Here is a 16,525-nt window from a genome sequence, read left to right on the forward strand (position 1 = left end):
GGCGGACCGCGAGCGCGGCCCGGGAGCCGTGGCGGGCGGAGCCGGTGAGCCCCCGGCCCTGCCGCAGCGGGGATCGCGACGCGGGATCGAACCCGACGGCACGCGTCCCGGCCCCCCGTCGCCCGGCGCCCGCGCCGCCGGACCGGCCGGAGGCCCTGCTTCCGGCCTGCCCCGCCGGGTACGGCAGGCCAATCTGGCCCCGCAGCTGAAGGAAGGGCCCGACCTGCGCACCACGCGCGACCCGGCCCGTACGACGGACCCCTCGGAGCGTGACGCGGACGAAGTACGCAACCGGATGGCCTCGCTCCAGCGCGGCTGGCGGCGTGGGCGCGAGGAGAACGCCGCGGGCGACGAGGCCCAGGACGGCACAGCACCAGGAACGACTAAGGGAGACGGCCGATGACCGCACCGAAGGCCGCCGGCCACACCACGACCACCACGGCGACGGGAGAGCTCAACTGGCTCCTCGACGACCTGGTGGCGCGTGTCGCCAGCATCCGCAAAGCACTCGTGCTCTCCGGAGACGGCCTCCCCACGGGGGTCTCGACCGATCTGACGAGGGAGGACAGCGAGCATCTCGCCGCCGTCGCCTCCGGATTCCACAGCCTCGCCAAGGGGGTCGGCCGGCACTTCGACGCGGGCAGCGTCCGCCAGACGGTCGTCGAACTCGACGAGGCGTTCCTGTTCGTCACGGCCGCCGGTGACGGCAGCTGCCTCGCCGTCCTCTCGGACGCCGACTCCGACGTCGGACAGGTCGCGTACGAGATGACGCTGCTGGTGAAGCGCGTCGGCGCACATCTCGCCGCCGCTCCGCGCACCGAACTGTCCTCGGGCGGGTAGTGAGTTGGCATGAGCGGAGACGGGCAGGAGCTGTCCCACTGGTTCGACGACGAGGCCGGACCGGTGGTCCGTCCGTATGCCATGACACGGGGCCGCACCACCAGCCCCGGCCAGCACCGCCTCGACCTGATCGCGGTGGTCGTGACGGAGGAGTACGCCTCCGACCCGGAGGCGGACAACTCCCTGTCCCCGGAACACGTGGACATCGTCGAACTCTGCCGTGACGCCCCCCAGTCGGTCGCCGAACTGGCCGCCGAACTCGACCTCCCCATCGGGGTCGTACGCGTCCTCATCGGCGACCTCGTCGAGGACGAACTGGTCCGTGTGACCCGTCCGGTACCCCCGGCGGAGCTGCCGGACGAAAGCATTCTGCGTGATGTGATCAGCGGCCTGCGGGCCCTGTGAACCGAGTGTCACCACAGCGGCAACGAGACACCACCTGAGCGAGAAGCGAGAGAAGAGATCGATGATCTTCGGGCGCACTGAACGCGGCAAGGCCCCGGTCGAGCCCGTCACTCTCAAGATCCTCGTGGCGGGCGGCTTCGGTGTCGGCAAGACCACCCTGGTCGGCGCCGTCAGCGAGATCAAGCCGCTGCGCACCGAGGAACTGCTGACGGAGGCGGGCCGTCCGGTCGACGACACCAGCGGCGTGGAGGGCAAGCACACCACCACGGTCGCCATGGACTTCGGCCGCATCACGCTGCGCGAGGACCTCGTGCTGTACCTGTTCGGCACCCCCGGCCAGGACCGCTTCTGGTTCCTGTGGGACGAGCTGGCGACCGGCGCCCTGGGCGCGGTCGTGCTCGCCGACACCCGCCGCCTGGAGGACTGCTTCGCGGCGGTCGACTACTTCGAGCGGCGCTCCATCCCCTTCGTGGTGGGCGTCAACTGCTTCGAGGGCGCTTCCCGTTACCCCGTCGAGGACGTCCGGCAGGCCCTCGACCTGGACGCCGCGGTCCCCGTGGTCCTGTGCGACGCACGCGGCCGGGAGTCGGTCAAGGAAGTCCTCATCGAGGTCGTCCAGCACGCGATGGCGTACGCGGCCGGACGCCGGCACACCGTCACCGGCTGAAGCACACGGCGGCCCCGGACCGGCGCCCGCGCCCCGTCGCTTTTCGTGCCCCACGCACGCGTGGAGCGCGAAAAACGACGAAGCACGCCAACAGGACTCAGCTCGCGTCGTCGTGCCAGCCGAAGCTCTTCTCCACCGCCTTGCGCCAGTTTCCGTACTCACGGTCGCGGACCGACGCCTCCATGGACGGTGTCCACTCGACGTCCTTCTGCCAGTGCGTCTTCAGCTCGTCGAGGTCGTTCCACACCCCGGTCGCGAGACCGGCCGCGTACGCCGCTCCCAGGCACGTCGTCTCGGAGACCTTCGGGCGGATCACCGGCACGTCGAGCACGTCCGCCTGGTGCTGCATGAGCAGGTTGTTCTTGGTCATGCCGCCGTCGACCTTCAGGGTCGTGATGTGCACCCCGGAGTCCTGGTACATGGCGTCCACGACCTCACGCGTCTGCCAGCTCGTCGCCTCCAGGACCGCCCGCGCCAGGTGCCCCTTCGTGACGTACCGGGTCAGCCCCGTGACGACCCCGCGCGCGTCGGAGCGCCAGTACGGCGCGAACAGACCCGAGAACGCGGGCACGATGTACGCGCCTCCGTTGTCCTCGACACTCGTCGCCAGGGTCTCGATCTCGTCGGCCGTACGGATGATGCCGAGCTGGTCGCGGAACCACTGCACCAGCGCACCGGTGATCGCGATGGCCCCTTCCAGGCAGTAGACCGGCGCCTCCGTGCCGATCTTGTACCCCATGGTGGTCAGCAGCCCGTTCTTCGAGGGCACGGGCCGGTTCCCGGTGTTGAGCAGCAGGAAACTGCCCGTGCCGTACGTGTTCTTGGCCGTGCCCACGTCATAACAGGCCTGCCCGAACACCGCCGCCTGCTGGTCGCCCAGCGCGGAGGCCACCGGGACCCCGGCGAGCTGGCCCACGGCGGTCCCGTACACCTCGGAGGAGGACTTGATCTCCGGGAGGATCGCCTCGGGGACGTTCATCGCGGAGAGGATGGACTGGTCCCACTGGAGCGTTTCCAGGTTCATCAGCATGGTGCGGCCGGCGTTGGTGACGTCCGTGACGTGCCGTCCGCCGTCCGTGCCGCCGGTGAGGTTCCAGATCAGCCAGGAGTCGATCGTGCCGAAGGCGATCTCGCCGTGCTCGGCGCGGGCCCGCAGCCCCGGCACGTTGTCCAGCAGCCAGGCCGCCTTCGGCCCGGAGAAGTAGCTGGCCAGCGGCAGTCCCGTCTGTTCGCGGAAACGGTCCTGCCCGTCCGTGCCGCCGAGTTCGGCACAGAGCGCGGAGGTACGGGTGTCCTGCCAGACGATCGCGTTGTGCACGGGTTTGCCGGTGGCGCGGTCCCACAGGACCGTCGTCTCCCGCTGGTTGGTGATGCCCAGCGCGCTGAGCTGGTCGGCGCGCAGCCCGGCCTTCGCGATCGCGCCCGCGACCACGGCCTGCACCTTCGACCAGATCTCGGTGGCGTCGTGCTCCACCCAGCCGGGCTTGGGAAAGATCTGGCGGTGCTCACGCTGGTCGACGGCGACGATCGCGCCGTCCTGGCTGAAGACGATGCAGCGGCTCGACGTGGTGCCCTGGTCGATCGCGGCCACGAACTTGTCCGTCATGACGTCCCCTTCGTCGGATGCTGCGTAGGGCGGCAGTGGCTCACCTCGTCACCTTCCCGCTGCCCGTCGTCCGGCCCGCAGCGGGAACGCGACGACAGGGCCTAGAAGGCCGCGTTGAAGACGACCCCGGACAGCGCGCCGCCGATCAGCGGCCCCACCACCGGGATCCACGAGTAACTCCAGTCCGACGTACCCTTGTTGGGGATCGGCAGGACGGCGTGGGCGATACGCGGGCCCAGGTCGCGGGCCGGGTTGATGGCGTAGCCCGTCGGCCCGCCGAGCGACAGACCGATGCCGACCACCAGGAACGCGACGATCAGGATCGCGGTACCGGACTGGCCGAGCCCCTCGGTGAGCCCGAAGGCCAGGATCGGCAGGACCAGACCGATGGTCGCGATGATCTCGGTGATGAGGTTCGCCACGGGATTGCGGATCTCGGGTGAGGTGGAGAAGATCCCGAGCGTCGGTTGTGCGATCTCGTCCTCGGCGTTGGCCTGGAACTGCGCGAAGTAGACCAGCCAGCACAGCACCGCGCCGAGGAACGCGCCGACCATCTGCCCGGCGATGTAGAGGTGGACCTGGTCCCAGTCGCCGGTGTCGATCGCGATGCCGAGCGTCACCGCCGGGTTGAGGTGCCCGCCGGACAGCGGCGCGGCGGTGTACGCGCCGGCCAGTACACCGAAGCCCCAGCCGAAGGCGATGACGGCCCAGCCGGCGTCCTTCGCCTTGGAGTAGTTGAGTACGACAGCGGCGACCACTCCGGCGCCGAAAAGGATGAGTATCGCTGTGCCGATGACCTCACCGACGAAGACATCTCCGTTGCTCATGGCGGCTCCTAGGCCCAGACCCGGGGCGATCCGCCCCGGTCCACCGTGCAGGGTGCGTTCCCATGGCTACTTCAGCCGAGGGCAGGGAGGTCCCGCGCCCCGCCCGGCGTCCGTGACGAGCGTGCCGTAGCAGTCGGATCGCCGGTGGGGGATGGCCCGTTGGCGCGGACGAGGGCCCGCGCGGCGCAGTGCCTGAATACGCCGAATTGCGGCGACGTCGACTGACACCGGAAGTGTTCACCGGCACTGTGGGAGCGTCAAGGTCGCGGGCGAGAACGGTTCGCACCGACGACGCGGGCCGACCGCGGACCGCCGACAGCCCACCCTGGCGCGGGCCGTCGGCAGCGCGCGAGGAGGACTCACGTGCCACAGACACGCCGTCTCATCTGACGGCGATCACGGCCGACCCGTGCCCGAACAGACCCTGGTTCGCGGTGACTCCGACCCGGGCGCCCGCCACCTGCCGGTCGCCCGCCGCTCCCCGCAACTGCCAGGTGAGCTCGCAGACCTGGGCGATGGCCTGTGCGGGAACGGCCTCTCCGAAGGAGGAGAGCCCTCCGCTCATGTTCACGGGTATGCGTCCGCCCGGAGCCGTCGCGCCCTCCCCGAGGAGCTTGGCCGCCCCGCCCTCACCGCACAGCCCCAGATCCTCGTACCACTGCAGCTCCAGGGCCGTGGACAGGTCGTAGACCTCGGCGAGCGAGAGGTCCTCAGGACCGATCCCCGCCTCCTCGTACGCGGCCCGCGCGATCGACGCGCGGAACGTCCCGGCCGCGGGCTCCACCGCGGCCGCCGAGTCCGTCGCGATGTCGGGCAGGTCCAGCACGGTGTTGGGATAGCGGGGCGTCACCGTGGACACCGCACGGATCCGCACCGGATCCGCGGCCCCGTGCCGACGCGCGAACTCCATGCTGGACAGCACCAGCGCCGCCCCGCCGTCCGAGGTGGCGCAGATGTCGAGCAGCCGCAGCGGATCGGCGACCACGGCCGACGCGGCGACCTCCTCGGCGGTGACCCGCTTGCGGTAGCGCGCGTTCGGATTCAGCGCCCCCATGGCCGCGTTCTTCACCTTGACCTGCGCGAAGTCCTCCAGGGTGTCGCCGTGGACCGCCATCCGCCGGCGTGCGTACAGCCCGAAGTAGGTCGGATTCGTCGCGCCCAGGACACGAAAGCGCAGCCAGTCCGGATCGTCGTGCCGGTCCCCTCCCGCGGGCCGGAAGAACCCCTTCGGTGCCGCGTCCGCACCCACCACGAGGACCACGTCCGCGAGCCCCGCCAGTATCTGTGCCCGCGCGGTGTCGACGGCCTGCGCCCCCGACGCGCACGCGGCGTACACGCTCGCCACCCGGGCGCCCTGCCAGCCCAGCGCCTTGGCGAACGTCGCCCCGGCCACGAACCCCGGGTAGCCGCCACGCACCGTGTCCGCGCCGACGATCGAGCCGACCTGGCCCCAGTCGAGGCCCGCGTCGGACAGCGCCTCGCGCGCCGCGACCGTCCCGTACTCGACGAATCCCCGCCCCCATTTGCCCCACGGGTGCATGCCCGCGCCGAGCACCGCCACCTCACCCGTCATGCCGTCACCCCCGTCGGCCGCCAGTGCCAGGTCGTCCAGGTCGTCTCCGCGTCCTCGTTCAGTACGCCCGGGACGACCTCCACCTCCATGCCGACCGTCAGATCGGCGACGGCGACACCGGGAACCGTCTGCCCGAGCACCACGAGGCGCTCGGCCGCCAGCTCCACAGCGATCAACGCGTAGGGCTCCCATTCGAGTTCCCGATCGGACACGTAGGGTGACGGCGGCCGGTACCGGCTGTCCGTGTACGACCAGACGCGGCCCCGCCTCGACAGCGGTACCTCCGTCAGTTCGCCGCCGGAGCAACCCGGATTGCGGCAGAAGGCGTCTTCCCGGGGGAAGAACACGGACGCGCAGACCGAGCAGCGCGTGCCGAGGAGCCGGAAGTCGTCTCCCTCGCCGGCGAACCAGCCGGTGACGACGGGTGTACGAGTGCGCGACAAGGTTCCTCCACGACACTGGATCTGACGGAACGTCAGAAGTCTGCCACGGGCCGAGCCGATTGGGCAGTGTGCTCGGAGCACGCCGCCCACAGGCGCGGAGAACCCCGGGGAACCGCGGACGACCGCGGAGAACCGCCGGGGGTCTCCCGGGCGTCCGACTATCGGTAGGGACGACCGGGGCCCACGGGGGTGGTTCCGGCCGTCCCTCACCCGGAGTCGCCGATTCCTCCGCCCTTCCGCCCGAACAGCTGCCCTCCGGGGCCCACTCCGGCCGTCCGGTCCGGCGCGGACCGTATCCGATCACTTCCCTCGGGCAACCCGCGCCTGATAGACGCATGGGTCATGACCCGACTCACCGCAGCGGTACGCGCCCTCGTGACCACGCTCGCCGCCCTGCTCGCTGTCAGCGCCGCCTCCGCCTCCGCCACCGCGACATCCGAACCGAAGGCACCGAAGGACTTCGTGGCCCTCCGGTCCGTGGACCGCACGATCCTCCAGGAGATGCGCTACTTCACCCCGCACAACTTCGTGGGCGAGCGCATCGACGGCTACCGCGAACCGCTGTGCATCCTCACCAGGCCCGCCGCCGAAGCCCTCCACAAGGCCCAGCGGCAACTCCTGCCCCAGGGCTACTCGCTGAAGGTGTACGACTGCTACCGGCCCCAGCGAGCCGTCGACCACTTCGTCCGCTGGGCCAAGGACCTCGACGACCAGCGCATGAAGGACGAGTTCTATCCGAACGTCGACAAGACCCGGCTGTTCGAGGACGGTTACATCGCCGAGAAGTCCGGCCACAGCCGCGGCTCGACCATGGACCTCACGATCGTGAAGCTCCCGGCGAAGCCGACCCGGCCCTACGTCCCCGGAGAACCCCTCGTGCCCTGCTTCGCACCGCAGGGCGAACGCTTCCCGGACAACTCGGTGGACATGGGCACGGGCTACGACTGCTTCGACACCCTGTCGCACACACTCGACCCGCGCATCCAGGGGGAGCAGCGCGCCAACAGGCTCCTCCTGAAGGACACCCTCGAAGGCCTCGGCTTCGTGAACCTCGCCGAGGAGTGGTGGCACTTCACCTTCAAGCCCGAGGCGTATCCCGACACCTACTTCGACTTCCCGGTGTCGGCCAAGTCCCTGGTCACGTCCTACTGAGGCGGCCAGCCAAAACAACCTTCTGATCATCGGATACAGTCCCGGGCGTGTCTCCATCCCATATCTCGTCCGCCAACTCCGCGCCGGGCACCCACTGTTCGAGCTGCGGCGCACCCTACGGAGAAGGCGTCTCCGGCTGGCCCCGTACCTGCGCCTCCTGCGGCGGTGTGGCCTACCGCAACCCGTTGCCGGTCGCGGTGGCCCTGCAGCCCGTGTACGACACGAAGGGGGCGGCCCTGGTCGTCATCACCAGAACGATCGCCCCCGCGCGCGGGGGCGTCGCTCTGCCCGGAGGGTTCATCGACCACCGGGAGGACTGGCGGCAGGCCGTCGTCCGTGAGCTCAAGGAGGAAACGGGCATCGTCGCGGCGAGCCGCGACGTACGCCTCGTCGACGCGCTGAGCTCGCCCGACGGGCACCTGCTGCTCTTCGGAGCCCTCCCGGAACGTCCCGCCGACGACCTGCCGCCCTCCGTCGCGACGGACGAGACCGAGGGCTGGCACCTGCTGCGCAGGTCGACCGAACTCGCCTTCCCGCTGCACACCATGGCGGCCCGGGCCTGGTTCGAGGGCCGGTACGTCTGAGAGTCCCCCCGGACCCTCAGAGCCCGTTCACCGGGTCCCCAGTCCTCGCACCCGTACGGGAAGGGACGGCTCGGCCGAGCCGTCCTCCGTCTCCCGCTCCACGACCACACGCGCCCCCTGCCGGCGCGTCACATAGCGCTCGATCTCCGGCTCCTCCCAGCCGTCCCCGGAGTCGGTGACCACCAGCCCGCCCCCGGTCCGTCCGTGGGCGGGCGCCCACACCTCCAGCTCCAGCGAGCCGTCGTCCCCGCGTACGGGCAGCACGGCGCCCGCGCGGACCAGTACCGGGATCCGCGACAGAGGGGCGTCGACCAGCACCTGGGCGGGCCCCTCGTACACCCTCTCCGTCTCCACGTCGTACCAGCGGCCCCGCGGCAGCCGCACGGCACGCCGGTCCGTCCCCGGATCGAGGACCGGAGCCACCAGGAGACAGTCACCGAGCAGGAAGGCGTCCTCGCAGTCCCGCAACGACCTGTCCTCCGGAACGCCCCACCACAACGGCCGCACATACGGCGCACCCGTACGCCGGGCCAGATGCGCCAGCGTCATGAAGTACGGCAGCAGCCGCCGGCGCTCGACGAGCGCCACGCGCGCGTGCTCCAGAACCTCGTCACCGAACTCCCAGGGCTCCCCGTGCCCGGCCCGCAGACCCGCGTGCGTACGGAAGAGCGGCAGATACGCGCCCAACTGGAACCACCGGAGATACAGCTCGGGGGAGGGGTTCCCGTCGGAGCCGCCCACGTCGGGCCCCGAGTACGGCACTCCGCACAGCCCCAGGCCCAGTACCAGCGACAGCGACGCCCGCAGACCGGGCCAGCCCGTGGCCACCTCCCCGGACCAGGCCCCTCCGTAGCGCTGCGTTCCGGCCCACCCGGAACGCGAGAACAGGAACGGCCGCTCCCGGGGCGCCAGCTCGCTCAGCCCCTCGTGGGCGGCCCGGGCCATGGCGAGGGCGTACACGTTGTGCGCCTCCCGATGGTCGCCGCCACGGCCCTCCAGGTCGTGCCGCGCCGAACGGGGCAGCGTGGACTCGCCGAACGCGGTGAGGGACACGGGTTCGTCCAGGTCGTGCCAGAAACCGGCGAACCCCTGCGAGAGCCGCTCCTCGTAGAGCCCGCCCCACCACCGGCGGGTACGCGCGCGCGTGAAGTCCGGATAGACCGCCTCGCCCGAGCGGACCACACCGCGCACCACCTCTCCGGAGGAGTCCCGCACGAAGGCGTCCTCGGCGGTTCCGCCGTCGTACACGGAGGTGCCGGGTTCGGCCCTGACGGCCGGTTCCACGACCGACACCAGCCGGATCCCGTCCCGGCGCAGCTCCTCCGCGAGCACCGGCAGCTTCGGGAAACGGTCCCGGTCGACCGTGAACGTCCGGTGCGCGTCGAAGTGCTCGACGCCCAGGTGCACGGCGTCCAGCGGCAGTCCGTGCTCGTGGTAGCCGCCCACCGTCCGCCGTACCTCCTGCTCGCTCCGCGGGCCCCGCAGCGCGTGATGGTGCCCCAGGGCCCAGGCCGGCGGCAGCGCGGCGGCACCGGTCAGGGACGCCCAGGTCTGCAGCACGCGCGCGGGAGTGCCCACCATCACCCAGCAGCGCAGCGGCCCGCCGTCCATACGCAGTTCGCTCGTCCCGGCCCGGTCGTGCCCGGATCCGGCGCCCTCCTCGCCCTCGCGCACGGTCACGGTGCCGTCCCACGAACTGTCGTGGAACACGAGGTGCGTGGCCGCGTCGGCCACCACCATCTGCACCGGCATGGTGAGGTACAGCGGATCGTCACCGGGACCGAAGGCGTGCCCGGGCCCGGCATTCCACAACCGGTACGTACCGTCGCGCAGCCGGGGCCCCGAAGCACGCCCGCCGAGGCCGAAGAAACGCGCGTCGGCGGCCACTTCGGAGCGTTGCATCCAGCGGGCCCTGCCACCGCCGGCCGGCTCCCACCACCGCGGCGGCAGCTCGCGCCGCAGACACACCCCGCCCGGCGTCCGTACCTCCACGGCGCCCAGCCGCGAGACGACCACCGTCATCCGCTCCGCCACCACCCGCCAGGCGCCGTCCTTGTCCGGCTCCAGCACGGCCCGGGGATCCGGCTCGGGAACACCGCCCGCGAGCGCGTACGAGGGCTCGGGCGCCGCCCCGTCCCAGCCCCAGAAGACCGCTCCGCCGGCCGTGACGGTGATCCGCAGCTCCGAGCGGGTGAACCGGACGACGCCGCCGCCGGGCGCGGGCTCGGCGGCCAGCATGGGCCCGGGAACCCGCGCGCGTTCGGCACCCCGCACCGGCAGCCCGGCGGCGTCGATACGCCTCCTGCGCCACGCGGCCCGCACGGTGAGCAAGCCCTGGCCCGCCCCCGCCGAACCGACTGCTTTCATCGAACGCACCAGGTCACGACCGTTCATGCTGCTCAGCCTGCCACCCGAATGGACCCATGAGTGTTCCGTTCAACTTCCGTTCACCCATGGCGACACCACATGTTCACGGGGCGGACTATGTGGGGCCAACCCTGGTGTGAAAGTCGATCACATGGCATCGTCCGTCTCAGCCGCGTGACGCGCACACCCCAGCCCGTGCGCGGTACACGCACACGACGCGCGCAGTCCGGGAGCCGACCCATGACCTCATCGAACCCCTCGCCGCTCTGGCAGCCCGACCAGGAACGCATCGCCCAGGCACAGATCACCCGATTCCAGGCCTGGGCGGCCGAGCACCACGGAGCCCCCGCCGAGGGCGGCTACGCCGGCCTGCACCGGTGGTCCGTGGACGAACTGGGCACGTTCTGGAAAGCCGTCACGGACTGGTTCGACGTACGGTTCTCCACCCCCTACGCGCGCGTGCTGGGCGACCGCTCGATGCCGGGGGCCCAGTGGTTCCCCGGAGCCACCCTCAACTACGCCGAGCACGCGCTGCGAGCGGCCGACACCCGAGCGGACGAACCGGCCCTCCTGTACGTCGACGAGACCCATGAGCCCCGTCCCGTCAGCTGGTCCGAACTACGCCGCCAGGTCGGCTCCCTGGCCGCCGAACTGCGTGCCCTCGGCGTACGCCCTGGAGACCGCGTCAGCGGCTACCTGCCGAACATCCCGCAGGCCGTAACCGCACTCCTCGCCACCGCCGCCGTCGGCGCGGTGTGGACGTCCTGCGCCCCGGACTTCGGCGCCCGCAGCGTCCTGGACCGCTTCCAGCAGGTCGAACCCGTCGTGCTCTTCGCGGTCGACGGCTACCGCTACGGAGGCAAGGAACACGACCGCCGGGACACCGTCGCCGAACTGCGCCGCGAACTGCCCACCCTGCGCGCCGTCGTCCACATCCCGCTGCTCGGCACCGAGGCCCCCGAAGGCACCCTCGAATGGTCCGCCCTCACCTCGGCGGACATCGCACCCGTCTACGAAGAGGTGCCTTTCGACCACCCGCTCTGGGTGCTCTACTCCTCCGGCACGACCGGCCTGCCCAAGGCCATCGTCCAGTCCCAGGGCGGCATCCTCGTCGAGCACCTCAAACAACTCGGCCTGCACTGCGACCTGGGACCCGAGGACCGCTTCTTCTGGTACACGTCCACCGGCTGGATGATGTGGAACTTCCTCGTCTCCGGCCTCCTGACGGGCACCACGATCGTCCTGTACGACGGCAGCCCCGGCTATCCGGACACCGGCGCCCAGTGGCGCATCGCCGAACGCACCGGCGCCACCCTGTACGGCACCTCGGCCGCTTACGTCATGGCGTGCCGCAAGGCGGACGTCCACCCCTCCCGCGACTTCGACCTCTCCCGGATCAAGTGCGTCGCCACCACCGGTTCGCCCCTGCCACCCGACGGATTCCGCTGGCTGCACGACGAGGTGCGCGACGACCTGTGGATCGCCTCCGTCAGCGGCGGCACCGACGTGTGCTCCTGCTTCGCGGGAGCCGTCCCCACCCTCCCCGTGTACATCGGCGAACTCCAGGCCGCGGGCCTCGGCACCGACCTCCAGTCCTGGGACCCGAGCGGCAAACCCCTCATCGACGAGGTCGGCGAACTCGTCGTCGCCAACCCCATGCCGTCCATGCCGATCCGCTTCTGGAACGACCCCGACGGCAGCCGCTACCACGACAGCTACTTCGACACGTACCCCGGAGCGTGGCGCCACGGCGACTGGATCACCCTCACCTCACGCGGCTCCGTCGTCATCCACGGCCGCTCGGACTCCACCCTCAACCGCCAGGGCGTACGCATGGGGTCGGCCGACATCTACGAAGCGGTCGAACGCCTCCCGGAGATCCGCGAATCCCTCGTCATCGGCGTCGAACAGCCCGACGGCGGCTACTGGATGCCGCTCTTCGTCCACCTGGCACCGGGAGCCGAACTCGACGACGCCCTCCTCGGCCGCATCAAGCAGACCATCCGGGAACAGCTCTCACCCCGCCACACCCCCGACGAGGTCATCGAAGTCCCCGGCATCCCCCACACCCTGACGGGCAAACGCATCGAGGTCCCGGTCAAGCGCCTCCTCCAGGGCACCCCCCTCGAAAAGGCCGTCAACCCCGGCTCCGTCGACAACCTCGACCTGCTCCGCTTCTACGAGCAACTGGCCCGCGACCGCGCCTGACAACCCCCGCCGCGACCGCCTCGGACACCCCGAGGCGGATTGTCAGTGCCGCCGGTTACGGTGAGTGAGCATTGATCACCGCGCACAGGGGGAAAGATGGCGCACACCCAGCACCAGACCATGCGACGCGTCCTGCGCCGCGAAGTCGCCGGAACGATCGGCCTGCTGACCGACGAGCAGGACTTCACCGCCATGCGACGCCGCTACCGCAGCTTCGCCTTCGACGACCACACGAACTATCTCCGTCAGGTGGAAACCCTCCTCAGGACACTCGCGTCCGAGGGCGGCCACACCACGGTGGCCCTCTTCGACCCCGAGGAGTACGCGGAGTTCTGCGCCGAGCACGCACTCGACCCCGACACCGCGGCCAGCCGCACCCGCTTCACGGCGGAGCTCGCCACGACCGGCGCGACCGTGCCCTACGAAGGCCAGACCCTCGACACCCTCGTCCCCGACCTCATCGACGAAGCGGTCCGCCGGGCCACCTGGGAGTACGCGACCACGCTCCTGGCCCGGATCGGCAGTTGCGCGTCCTGCGGCGAGGACATCGGCCGGGCGGCCTTCGTGCGAGCCTCGGATCTGCTCCTGCGCATCCTCCAAGCGTCGGGCCCCGGAGAGCGGCACCTCGTGTGCAGCGTCTCCACGGAGCCCGAGGCACTGGTGGCCGTCCTGCGCACCGACGACGACCAGCACGGAACACCGCACCTGGACGAGTCCGAGGCACTCGAATTCACCACCGTGCTCGCCCTGGGCATCGCCACCCGGAGCGCCGGCGGCCTCGTCATGCGCACCACCACACCCGACGCGACCGACCGGGTCTACGGCTGGCGCCTGCGGGGCGAGGAACTGGAACCCCTCACCGCCGGAGAAGTCTTCGACGCCTACTGCACGGACGTCGACTCCGGCGACCTCGTCTCCCCGGAGTCGGGCGTCGACTACTGCGCGCCACCGGATCTGGGCGACGAAGGCCCCACGACCGCGCACACGCACTGAACACGCGTACTGAACCCACGCACTGAACACGCGAGGGGCGCCCCACCTTGCGGTGGAGCGCCCCTCGATCACGGACGACTACTCGCCGGACAGCACCGCCTGAGCAGCGGTACGCGCCTCTTCGGCGCTGTCGCAGGCACGCGTCGCCGCCGCGGCCCGCTCGCACTGCGCCAGCGTGTACTTGGCCAGCGTCGCGCGGACGTAGGGAATCGACGCCGCGCCCATGGAAAGAGAGGTGACACCCAGACCGGTCAGCACACACGCGAGCAGCGGGTCCGAAGCGGCCTCGCCACAGACGCCACAGCTCTTGCCCTCGGCCCGCGCCGCCTCGGCGGACATCGCGACCAGGTCGAGCAGCGCCGGCTGCCACGGATCCTGGAGCCGGGACACGGCGCCCACCTGACGGTCGGCGGCGAAGGTGTACTGCGCGAGGTCGTTGGTCCCGAGCGAAAGGAACTCGACCTCCTGGAGGATCGAGCGCGCCCGCAGAGAGGCCGACGGAATCTCGACCATGGCACCGAACTTCGCCTGCAGCCCCGCCGCACGGCACGCGTCGGCGAACGCCTTGGCGTCCGCACGGTCGGCGACCATCGGCGCCATGACCTCAAGGTGCACGGGCAAGCCCTCGGAAGCCTTCGACAGCGCCGTCAGCTGCGTACGCAGCACGTCGGGGTGGTCGAGCAGCGAGCGCAGACCGCGCACGCCCAGCGCCGGGTTCGGCTCGTCGGCGGGCGTCAGGAAGTCGAGCGGTTTGTCGGCGCCCGCGTCGAGCACGCGCACCACGACCCGTCCCTCGGGGAAGGCCTCAAGCACCTTGCGGTACGCCTCGACCTGCTTCTCCTCGGACGGCGCGTTCTTGCTGTCGTCGAGGAAGAGGAACTCGGTGCGGAACAGACCCACGCCCTCGGCGCCGGCCTCGACCGCCGCCGGAACGTCCGCGGGGCCGCCGATGTTGACCAGCAGCGGAACCTTGTGTCCGTCGGAGGTGGCCCCGGGCCCGGTCGACCCGGCGAGCGCCGCCTTGCGCGCCGCCGCCGCGGCCTCCATCTCGGCCTTCTTCTCCGCACTCGGGTTCACGAAGATCTCACCGGTGCTGCCGTCCACGGCGACCATTGTGCCCTCGGCCAGCTCACCGGCTCCCGGCAGCGCCACCACGGCCGGCACACCGAGAGCCCGCGCCAGGATCGCGCTGTGGCTCGTCGGCCCGCCCTCCTCGGTGACAAAACCGAGGACGAGCGTCGGGTCCAGCAGTGCGGTGTCGGCCGGCGCGAGGTCACGGGCGATCAGGACGTACGGCTCGTCGCTGTCGGGCACACCCGGCATCGGAACACCGAGCAGCCGGGCGACGATACGGTTCCGCACGTCGTCGAGGTCCGCCACCCGGCCCGCGAGGTACTCACCGGCGTTCGCCAGCAGAGCGCGGTACGAGGCGAACGCGTCGTACACCCCACGCTCCGCGGTGCTTCCGACGGCGATACGCCTTTCGACGTCGGCCATGAGCTCAGGGTCCTGGGCCATCATGGCCTGGGCCTCGAGAACCGCCTGGGCCTCGCCACCCGCAAGATTGCCGCGCGCCATCAGGTCGGCGGCCACGGCTTCCACGGCCTTGCGGGCGCGCCCCTGTTCGCGCTCCGCGTCCTGCACCGGTATCTGCTTGGCAGGCGGTTCGAGCACCGCCGTTCCCATGTGCCGAACTTCGCCGATCGCCACACCGTGGCTCACGCCGACGCCTCGCAGCGTTGTCTCCATGTCACCCGTCTCCGATAGAGCGGCGGGTCGTGCCGCCGTGATGTCGTGCCGTGCCTGCCGTCGTCGACGGCGATGAGGTCAGTGCCAGCTGAAGAGAGCGTCGCCAGCCTTCACTTCGCCGTCAACGCTGACGTCGGAGAGGGACTCGGCCGTGGCTTCGAGAGCCACGATGGGACAGATGGGGGACTTGCCGGCCGCTTCGACGGCGGCAGGGTCCCAGCGCACCACGGCCTGGCCGCGCTGGACGGTGTCCCCCTTGTTGACGAGCAGCTCGAAACCCTCACCGTTGAGCTGAACGGTGTCGATGCCCAGGTGCGTCAGTACTCCATGGCCTTCGTCGTCGACCACGACGAAGGCGTGCGGGTGCAGGGAGACAACGACGCCGTCAATGGGCGCGACCGCCGCAGAAGCCTCCCGCACGGGGTCGATCGCGGTTCCGGGGCCCACCATGGCCCCGGAGAAAACCGGGTCGGGTACTGCGGTGAGTCCGATGGTGCGTCCTGCAAGAGGGGACGTCACGATGGTCATGGGGGCCTCCCGGGGGGCGGGGATTCATATGGGCCGTCACTGCCTGTCCCGGACGGCGCACTGTTGAGCAGCGTAAGTCATGAGAAGTGACGGTTCCGCGCCAGAGGAGCCGGTTGGCGGTCCTCGTGCCCAGCGGAAACGATTTGCGCCCGCTCCGGAGCCCCGTGTAGTGTCGTACTCCTGCTTGAGGCCGAGGACGCGAAAGTGTCCGTGCCTGGCAGCACCCAAACTTGTCAGATCCTATCTCGGGGTCTGGTTCTGCATGTTCGCAGAATCGGTGGTCAGAGAGACGGAAATACACTGATAGAGTTTGGGAACACGAAGGGAAGCGCCCGGAGGAAAGCCCGAGAGGGTGAGTACAAAGGAAGCGTCCGTTCCTTGAGAACTCAACAGCGTGCCAAAAATCAACGCCAGATATGTTGATACCCCGTCCACCACATCGTGGTGGGTGGAGGTTCCTTTGAAAAAGTCCTACCGGGCGCAAGCACGGTAGGCGCATCAGCGAGGACGCTGTGAATCACCGATCTTATTCCGGTCGGTGGTTCCGCTCACCTGATGTTCTCCCGATTACGGGAAAACATTC

General features: G+C 70.4%; 14 protein-coding genes and 1 pseudogene. 8 read left to right on the forward strand and 7 right to left on the reverse strand.

What is annotated here, in order from left to right; all coding sequences use genetic code 11:
- From IE278_RS42820 to IE278_RS40790, 4 genes and pseudogenes are all read left to right on the forward strand, one after another.
- Window positions 1-403: pseudogene (locus IE278_RS42820) on the forward strand (histidine kinase); the annotation flags it as partial.
- Window positions 400-840 carry a roadblock/LC7 domain-containing protein gene (locus IE278_RS40780; protein ID WP_189780080.1) on the forward strand — a complete coding sequence of 147 codons (441 nt, stop codon included), beginning with the start codon at window positions 400-402 and terminating at the stop codon, window positions 838-840. The pseudogene IE278_RS42820 and the gene IE278_RS40780, both read left to right, overlap by 4 nt.
- 9 nt (window positions 841-849) lie before the next feature.
- Window positions 850-1,245 (forward strand): DUF742 domain-containing protein, encoded by a 396-nt coding sequence (locus tag IE278_RS40785; RefSeq protein WP_189780081.1) that lies wholly within the window; start codon window positions 850-852, stop codon window positions 1,243-1,245.
- Between the two features lie 61 nt (window positions 1,246-1,306).
- Complete coding sequence (locus IE278_RS40790) at window positions 1,307-1,912, forward strand: GTP-binding protein (protein ID WP_189780082.1); 606 nt, start codon at window positions 1,307-1,309, stop codon at window positions 1,910-1,912.
- Window positions 1,913-2,009: 97 nt separating this feature from the next.
- On the opposite strand, the gene glpK is transcribed toward IE278_RS40790, so the two are convergent.
- From glpK to IE278_RS40810, 4 genes are all read right to left on the reverse strand, one after another.
- Window positions 2,010-3,518, reverse strand: a complete 1,509-nt coding sequence (gene glpK / locus IE278_RS40795) for a glycerol kinase GlpK (RefSeq protein WP_189780083.1) — start codon at window positions 3,516-3,518, stop codon at window positions 2,010-2,012.
- A gap of 101 nt (window positions 3,519-3,619) precedes the next feature.
- A complete protein-coding gene (locus tag IE278_RS40800; RefSeq protein ID WP_189780084.1) occupies window positions 3,620-4,345 on the reverse strand; it encodes an MIP/aquaporin family protein in 726 nt (241 codons plus the stop codon).
- Between the two features lie 382 nt (window positions 4,346-4,727).
- Window positions 4,728-5,918, reverse strand: a complete 1,191-nt coding sequence (locus IE278_RS40805) for a lipid-transfer protein (protein WP_189780086.1) — start codon at window positions 5,916-5,918, stop codon at window positions 4,728-4,730.
- Window positions 5,915-6,361 (reverse strand): Zn-ribbon domain-containing OB-fold protein, encoded by a 447-nt coding sequence (locus IE278_RS40810; protein ID WP_189780088.1) that lies wholly within the window; start codon window positions 6,359-6,361, stop codon window positions 5,915-5,917. Before IE278_RS40810 ends, IE278_RS40805 begins: the two co-directional genes overlap by 4 nt.
- Window positions 6,362-6,703: 342 nt before the next feature.
- Here IE278_RS40810 and IE278_RS40815 point away from each other — a divergent pair, with 342 nt between their 5' ends.
- Both IE278_RS40815 and IE278_RS40820 read left to right on the forward strand, forming a co-directional pair.
- A complete protein-coding gene (locus tag IE278_RS40815; RefSeq protein ID WP_189780089.1) occupies window positions 6,704-7,513 on the forward strand; it encodes a M15 family metallopeptidase in 810 nt (269 codons plus the stop codon).
- Between the two features lie 47 nt (window positions 7,514-7,560).
- Window positions 7,561-8,097: an NUDIX domain-containing protein gene (locus IE278_RS40820; RefSeq protein WP_189780090.1), complete on the forward strand. Its 537-nt coding sequence runs from the start codon at window positions 7,561-7,563 to the stop codon at window positions 8,095-8,097.
- 27 nt (window positions 8,098-8,124) lie between these two features.
- Here the strand turns inward: IE278_RS40820 and IE278_RS40825 are convergent, their stop codons facing one another.
- On the reverse strand, window positions 8,125-10,491 hold the full coding sequence (locus IE278_RS40825) for a glycoside hydrolase family 31 protein (protein ID WP_189780091.1): 2,367 nt from the start codon (window positions 10,489-10,491) through the stop codon (window positions 8,125-8,127).
- Window positions 10,492-10,704: 213 nt separating this feature from the next.
- Here IE278_RS40825 and IE278_RS40830 point away from each other — a divergent pair, with 213 nt between their 5' ends.
- Window positions 10,705-12,672: an acetoacetate--CoA ligase gene (locus IE278_RS40830; protein ID WP_189780092.1), complete on the forward strand. Its 1,968-nt coding sequence runs from the start codon at window positions 10,705-10,707 to the stop codon at window positions 12,670-12,672.
- 96 nt (window positions 12,673-12,768) lie between these two features.
- Window positions 12,769-13,665, forward strand: coding sequence for a DUF8829 domain-containing protein (locus tag IE278_RS40835; protein ID WP_189780093.1), 897 nt, complete (start codon window positions 12,769-12,771; stop codon window positions 13,663-13,665).
- Window positions 13,666-13,743: 78 nt separating this feature from the next.
- On the opposite strand, the gene ptsP is transcribed toward IE278_RS40835, so the two are convergent.
- Both ptsP and IE278_RS40845 read right to left on the reverse strand, forming a co-directional pair.
- Window positions 13,744-15,414, reverse strand: a complete 1,671-nt coding sequence (gene ptsP, locus IE278_RS40840; protein ID WP_189780094.1) for a phosphoenolpyruvate--protein phosphotransferase — start codon at window positions 15,412-15,414, stop codon at window positions 13,744-13,746.
- A gap of 78 nt (window positions 15,415-15,492) precedes the next feature.
- Complete coding sequence (locus IE278_RS40845; RefSeq protein ID WP_189780095.1) at window positions 15,493-15,942, reverse strand: PTS sugar transporter subunit IIA; 450 nt, start codon at window positions 15,940-15,942, stop codon at window positions 15,493-15,495.
- Window positions 15,943-16,525: the final 583 nt, after the last annotated feature.

Origin of the sequence: Streptomyces tauricus, assembly GCF_014650955.1 — a bacterium.
Classification (GTDB): domain Bacteria; phylum Actinomycetota; class Actinomycetes; order Streptomycetales; family Streptomycetaceae; genus Streptomyces; species Streptomyces tauricus.

Bases quoted from the DNA above. Each gene is read 5' to 3' on its own strand.
- IE278_RS40780 (WP_189780080.1), top strand. From the start codon at position 400: ATGACCGCACCGAAGGCCGCCGGCCACACCACGACCACCACGGCGACG.
- IE278_RS40785 (WP_189780081.1), top strand. From the start codon at position 850: ATGAGCGGAGACGGGCAGGAGCTGTCCCACTGGTTCGACGACGAGGCC.
- IE278_RS40790 (WP_189780082.1), top strand. From the start codon at position 1,307: ATGATCTTCGGGCGCACTGAACGCGGCAAGGCCCCGGTCGAGCCCGTC.
- glpK (WP_189780083.1), bottom strand. From the start codon at position 3,518: ATGACGGACAAGTTCGTGGCCGCGATCGACCAGGGCACCACGTCGAGC.
- IE278_RS40800 (WP_189780084.1), bottom strand. From the start codon at position 4,345: ATGAGCAACGGAGATGTCTTCGTCGGTGAGGTCATCGGCACAGCGATA.
- IE278_RS40805 (WP_189780086.1), bottom strand. From the start codon at position 5,918: ATGACGGGTGAGGTGGCGGTGCTCGGCGCGGGCATGCACCCGTGGGGC.
- IE278_RS40815 (WP_189780089.1), top strand. From the start codon at position 6,704: ATGACCCGACTCACCGCAGCGGTACGCGCCCTCGTGACCACGCTCGCC.
- IE278_RS40825 (WP_189780091.1), bottom strand. From the start codon at position 10,491: ATGAACGGTCGTGACCTGGTGCGTTCGATGAAAGCAGTCGGTTCGGCG.
- IE278_RS40830 (WP_189780092.1), top strand. From the start codon at position 10,705: ATGACCTCATCGAACCCCTCGCCGCTCTGGCAGCCCGACCAGGAACGC.
- IE278_RS40835 (WP_189780093.1), top strand. From the start codon at position 12,769: ATGGCGCACACCCAGCACCAGACCATGCGACGCGTCCTGCGCCGCGAA.
- ptsP (WP_189780094.1), bottom strand. From the start codon at position 15,414: ATGGAGACAACGCTGCGAGGCGTCGGCGTGAGCCACGGTGTGGCGATC.
- IE278_RS40845 (WP_189780095.1), bottom strand. From the start codon at position 15,942: ATGACCATCGTGACGTCCCCTCTTGCAGGACGCACCATCGGACTCACC.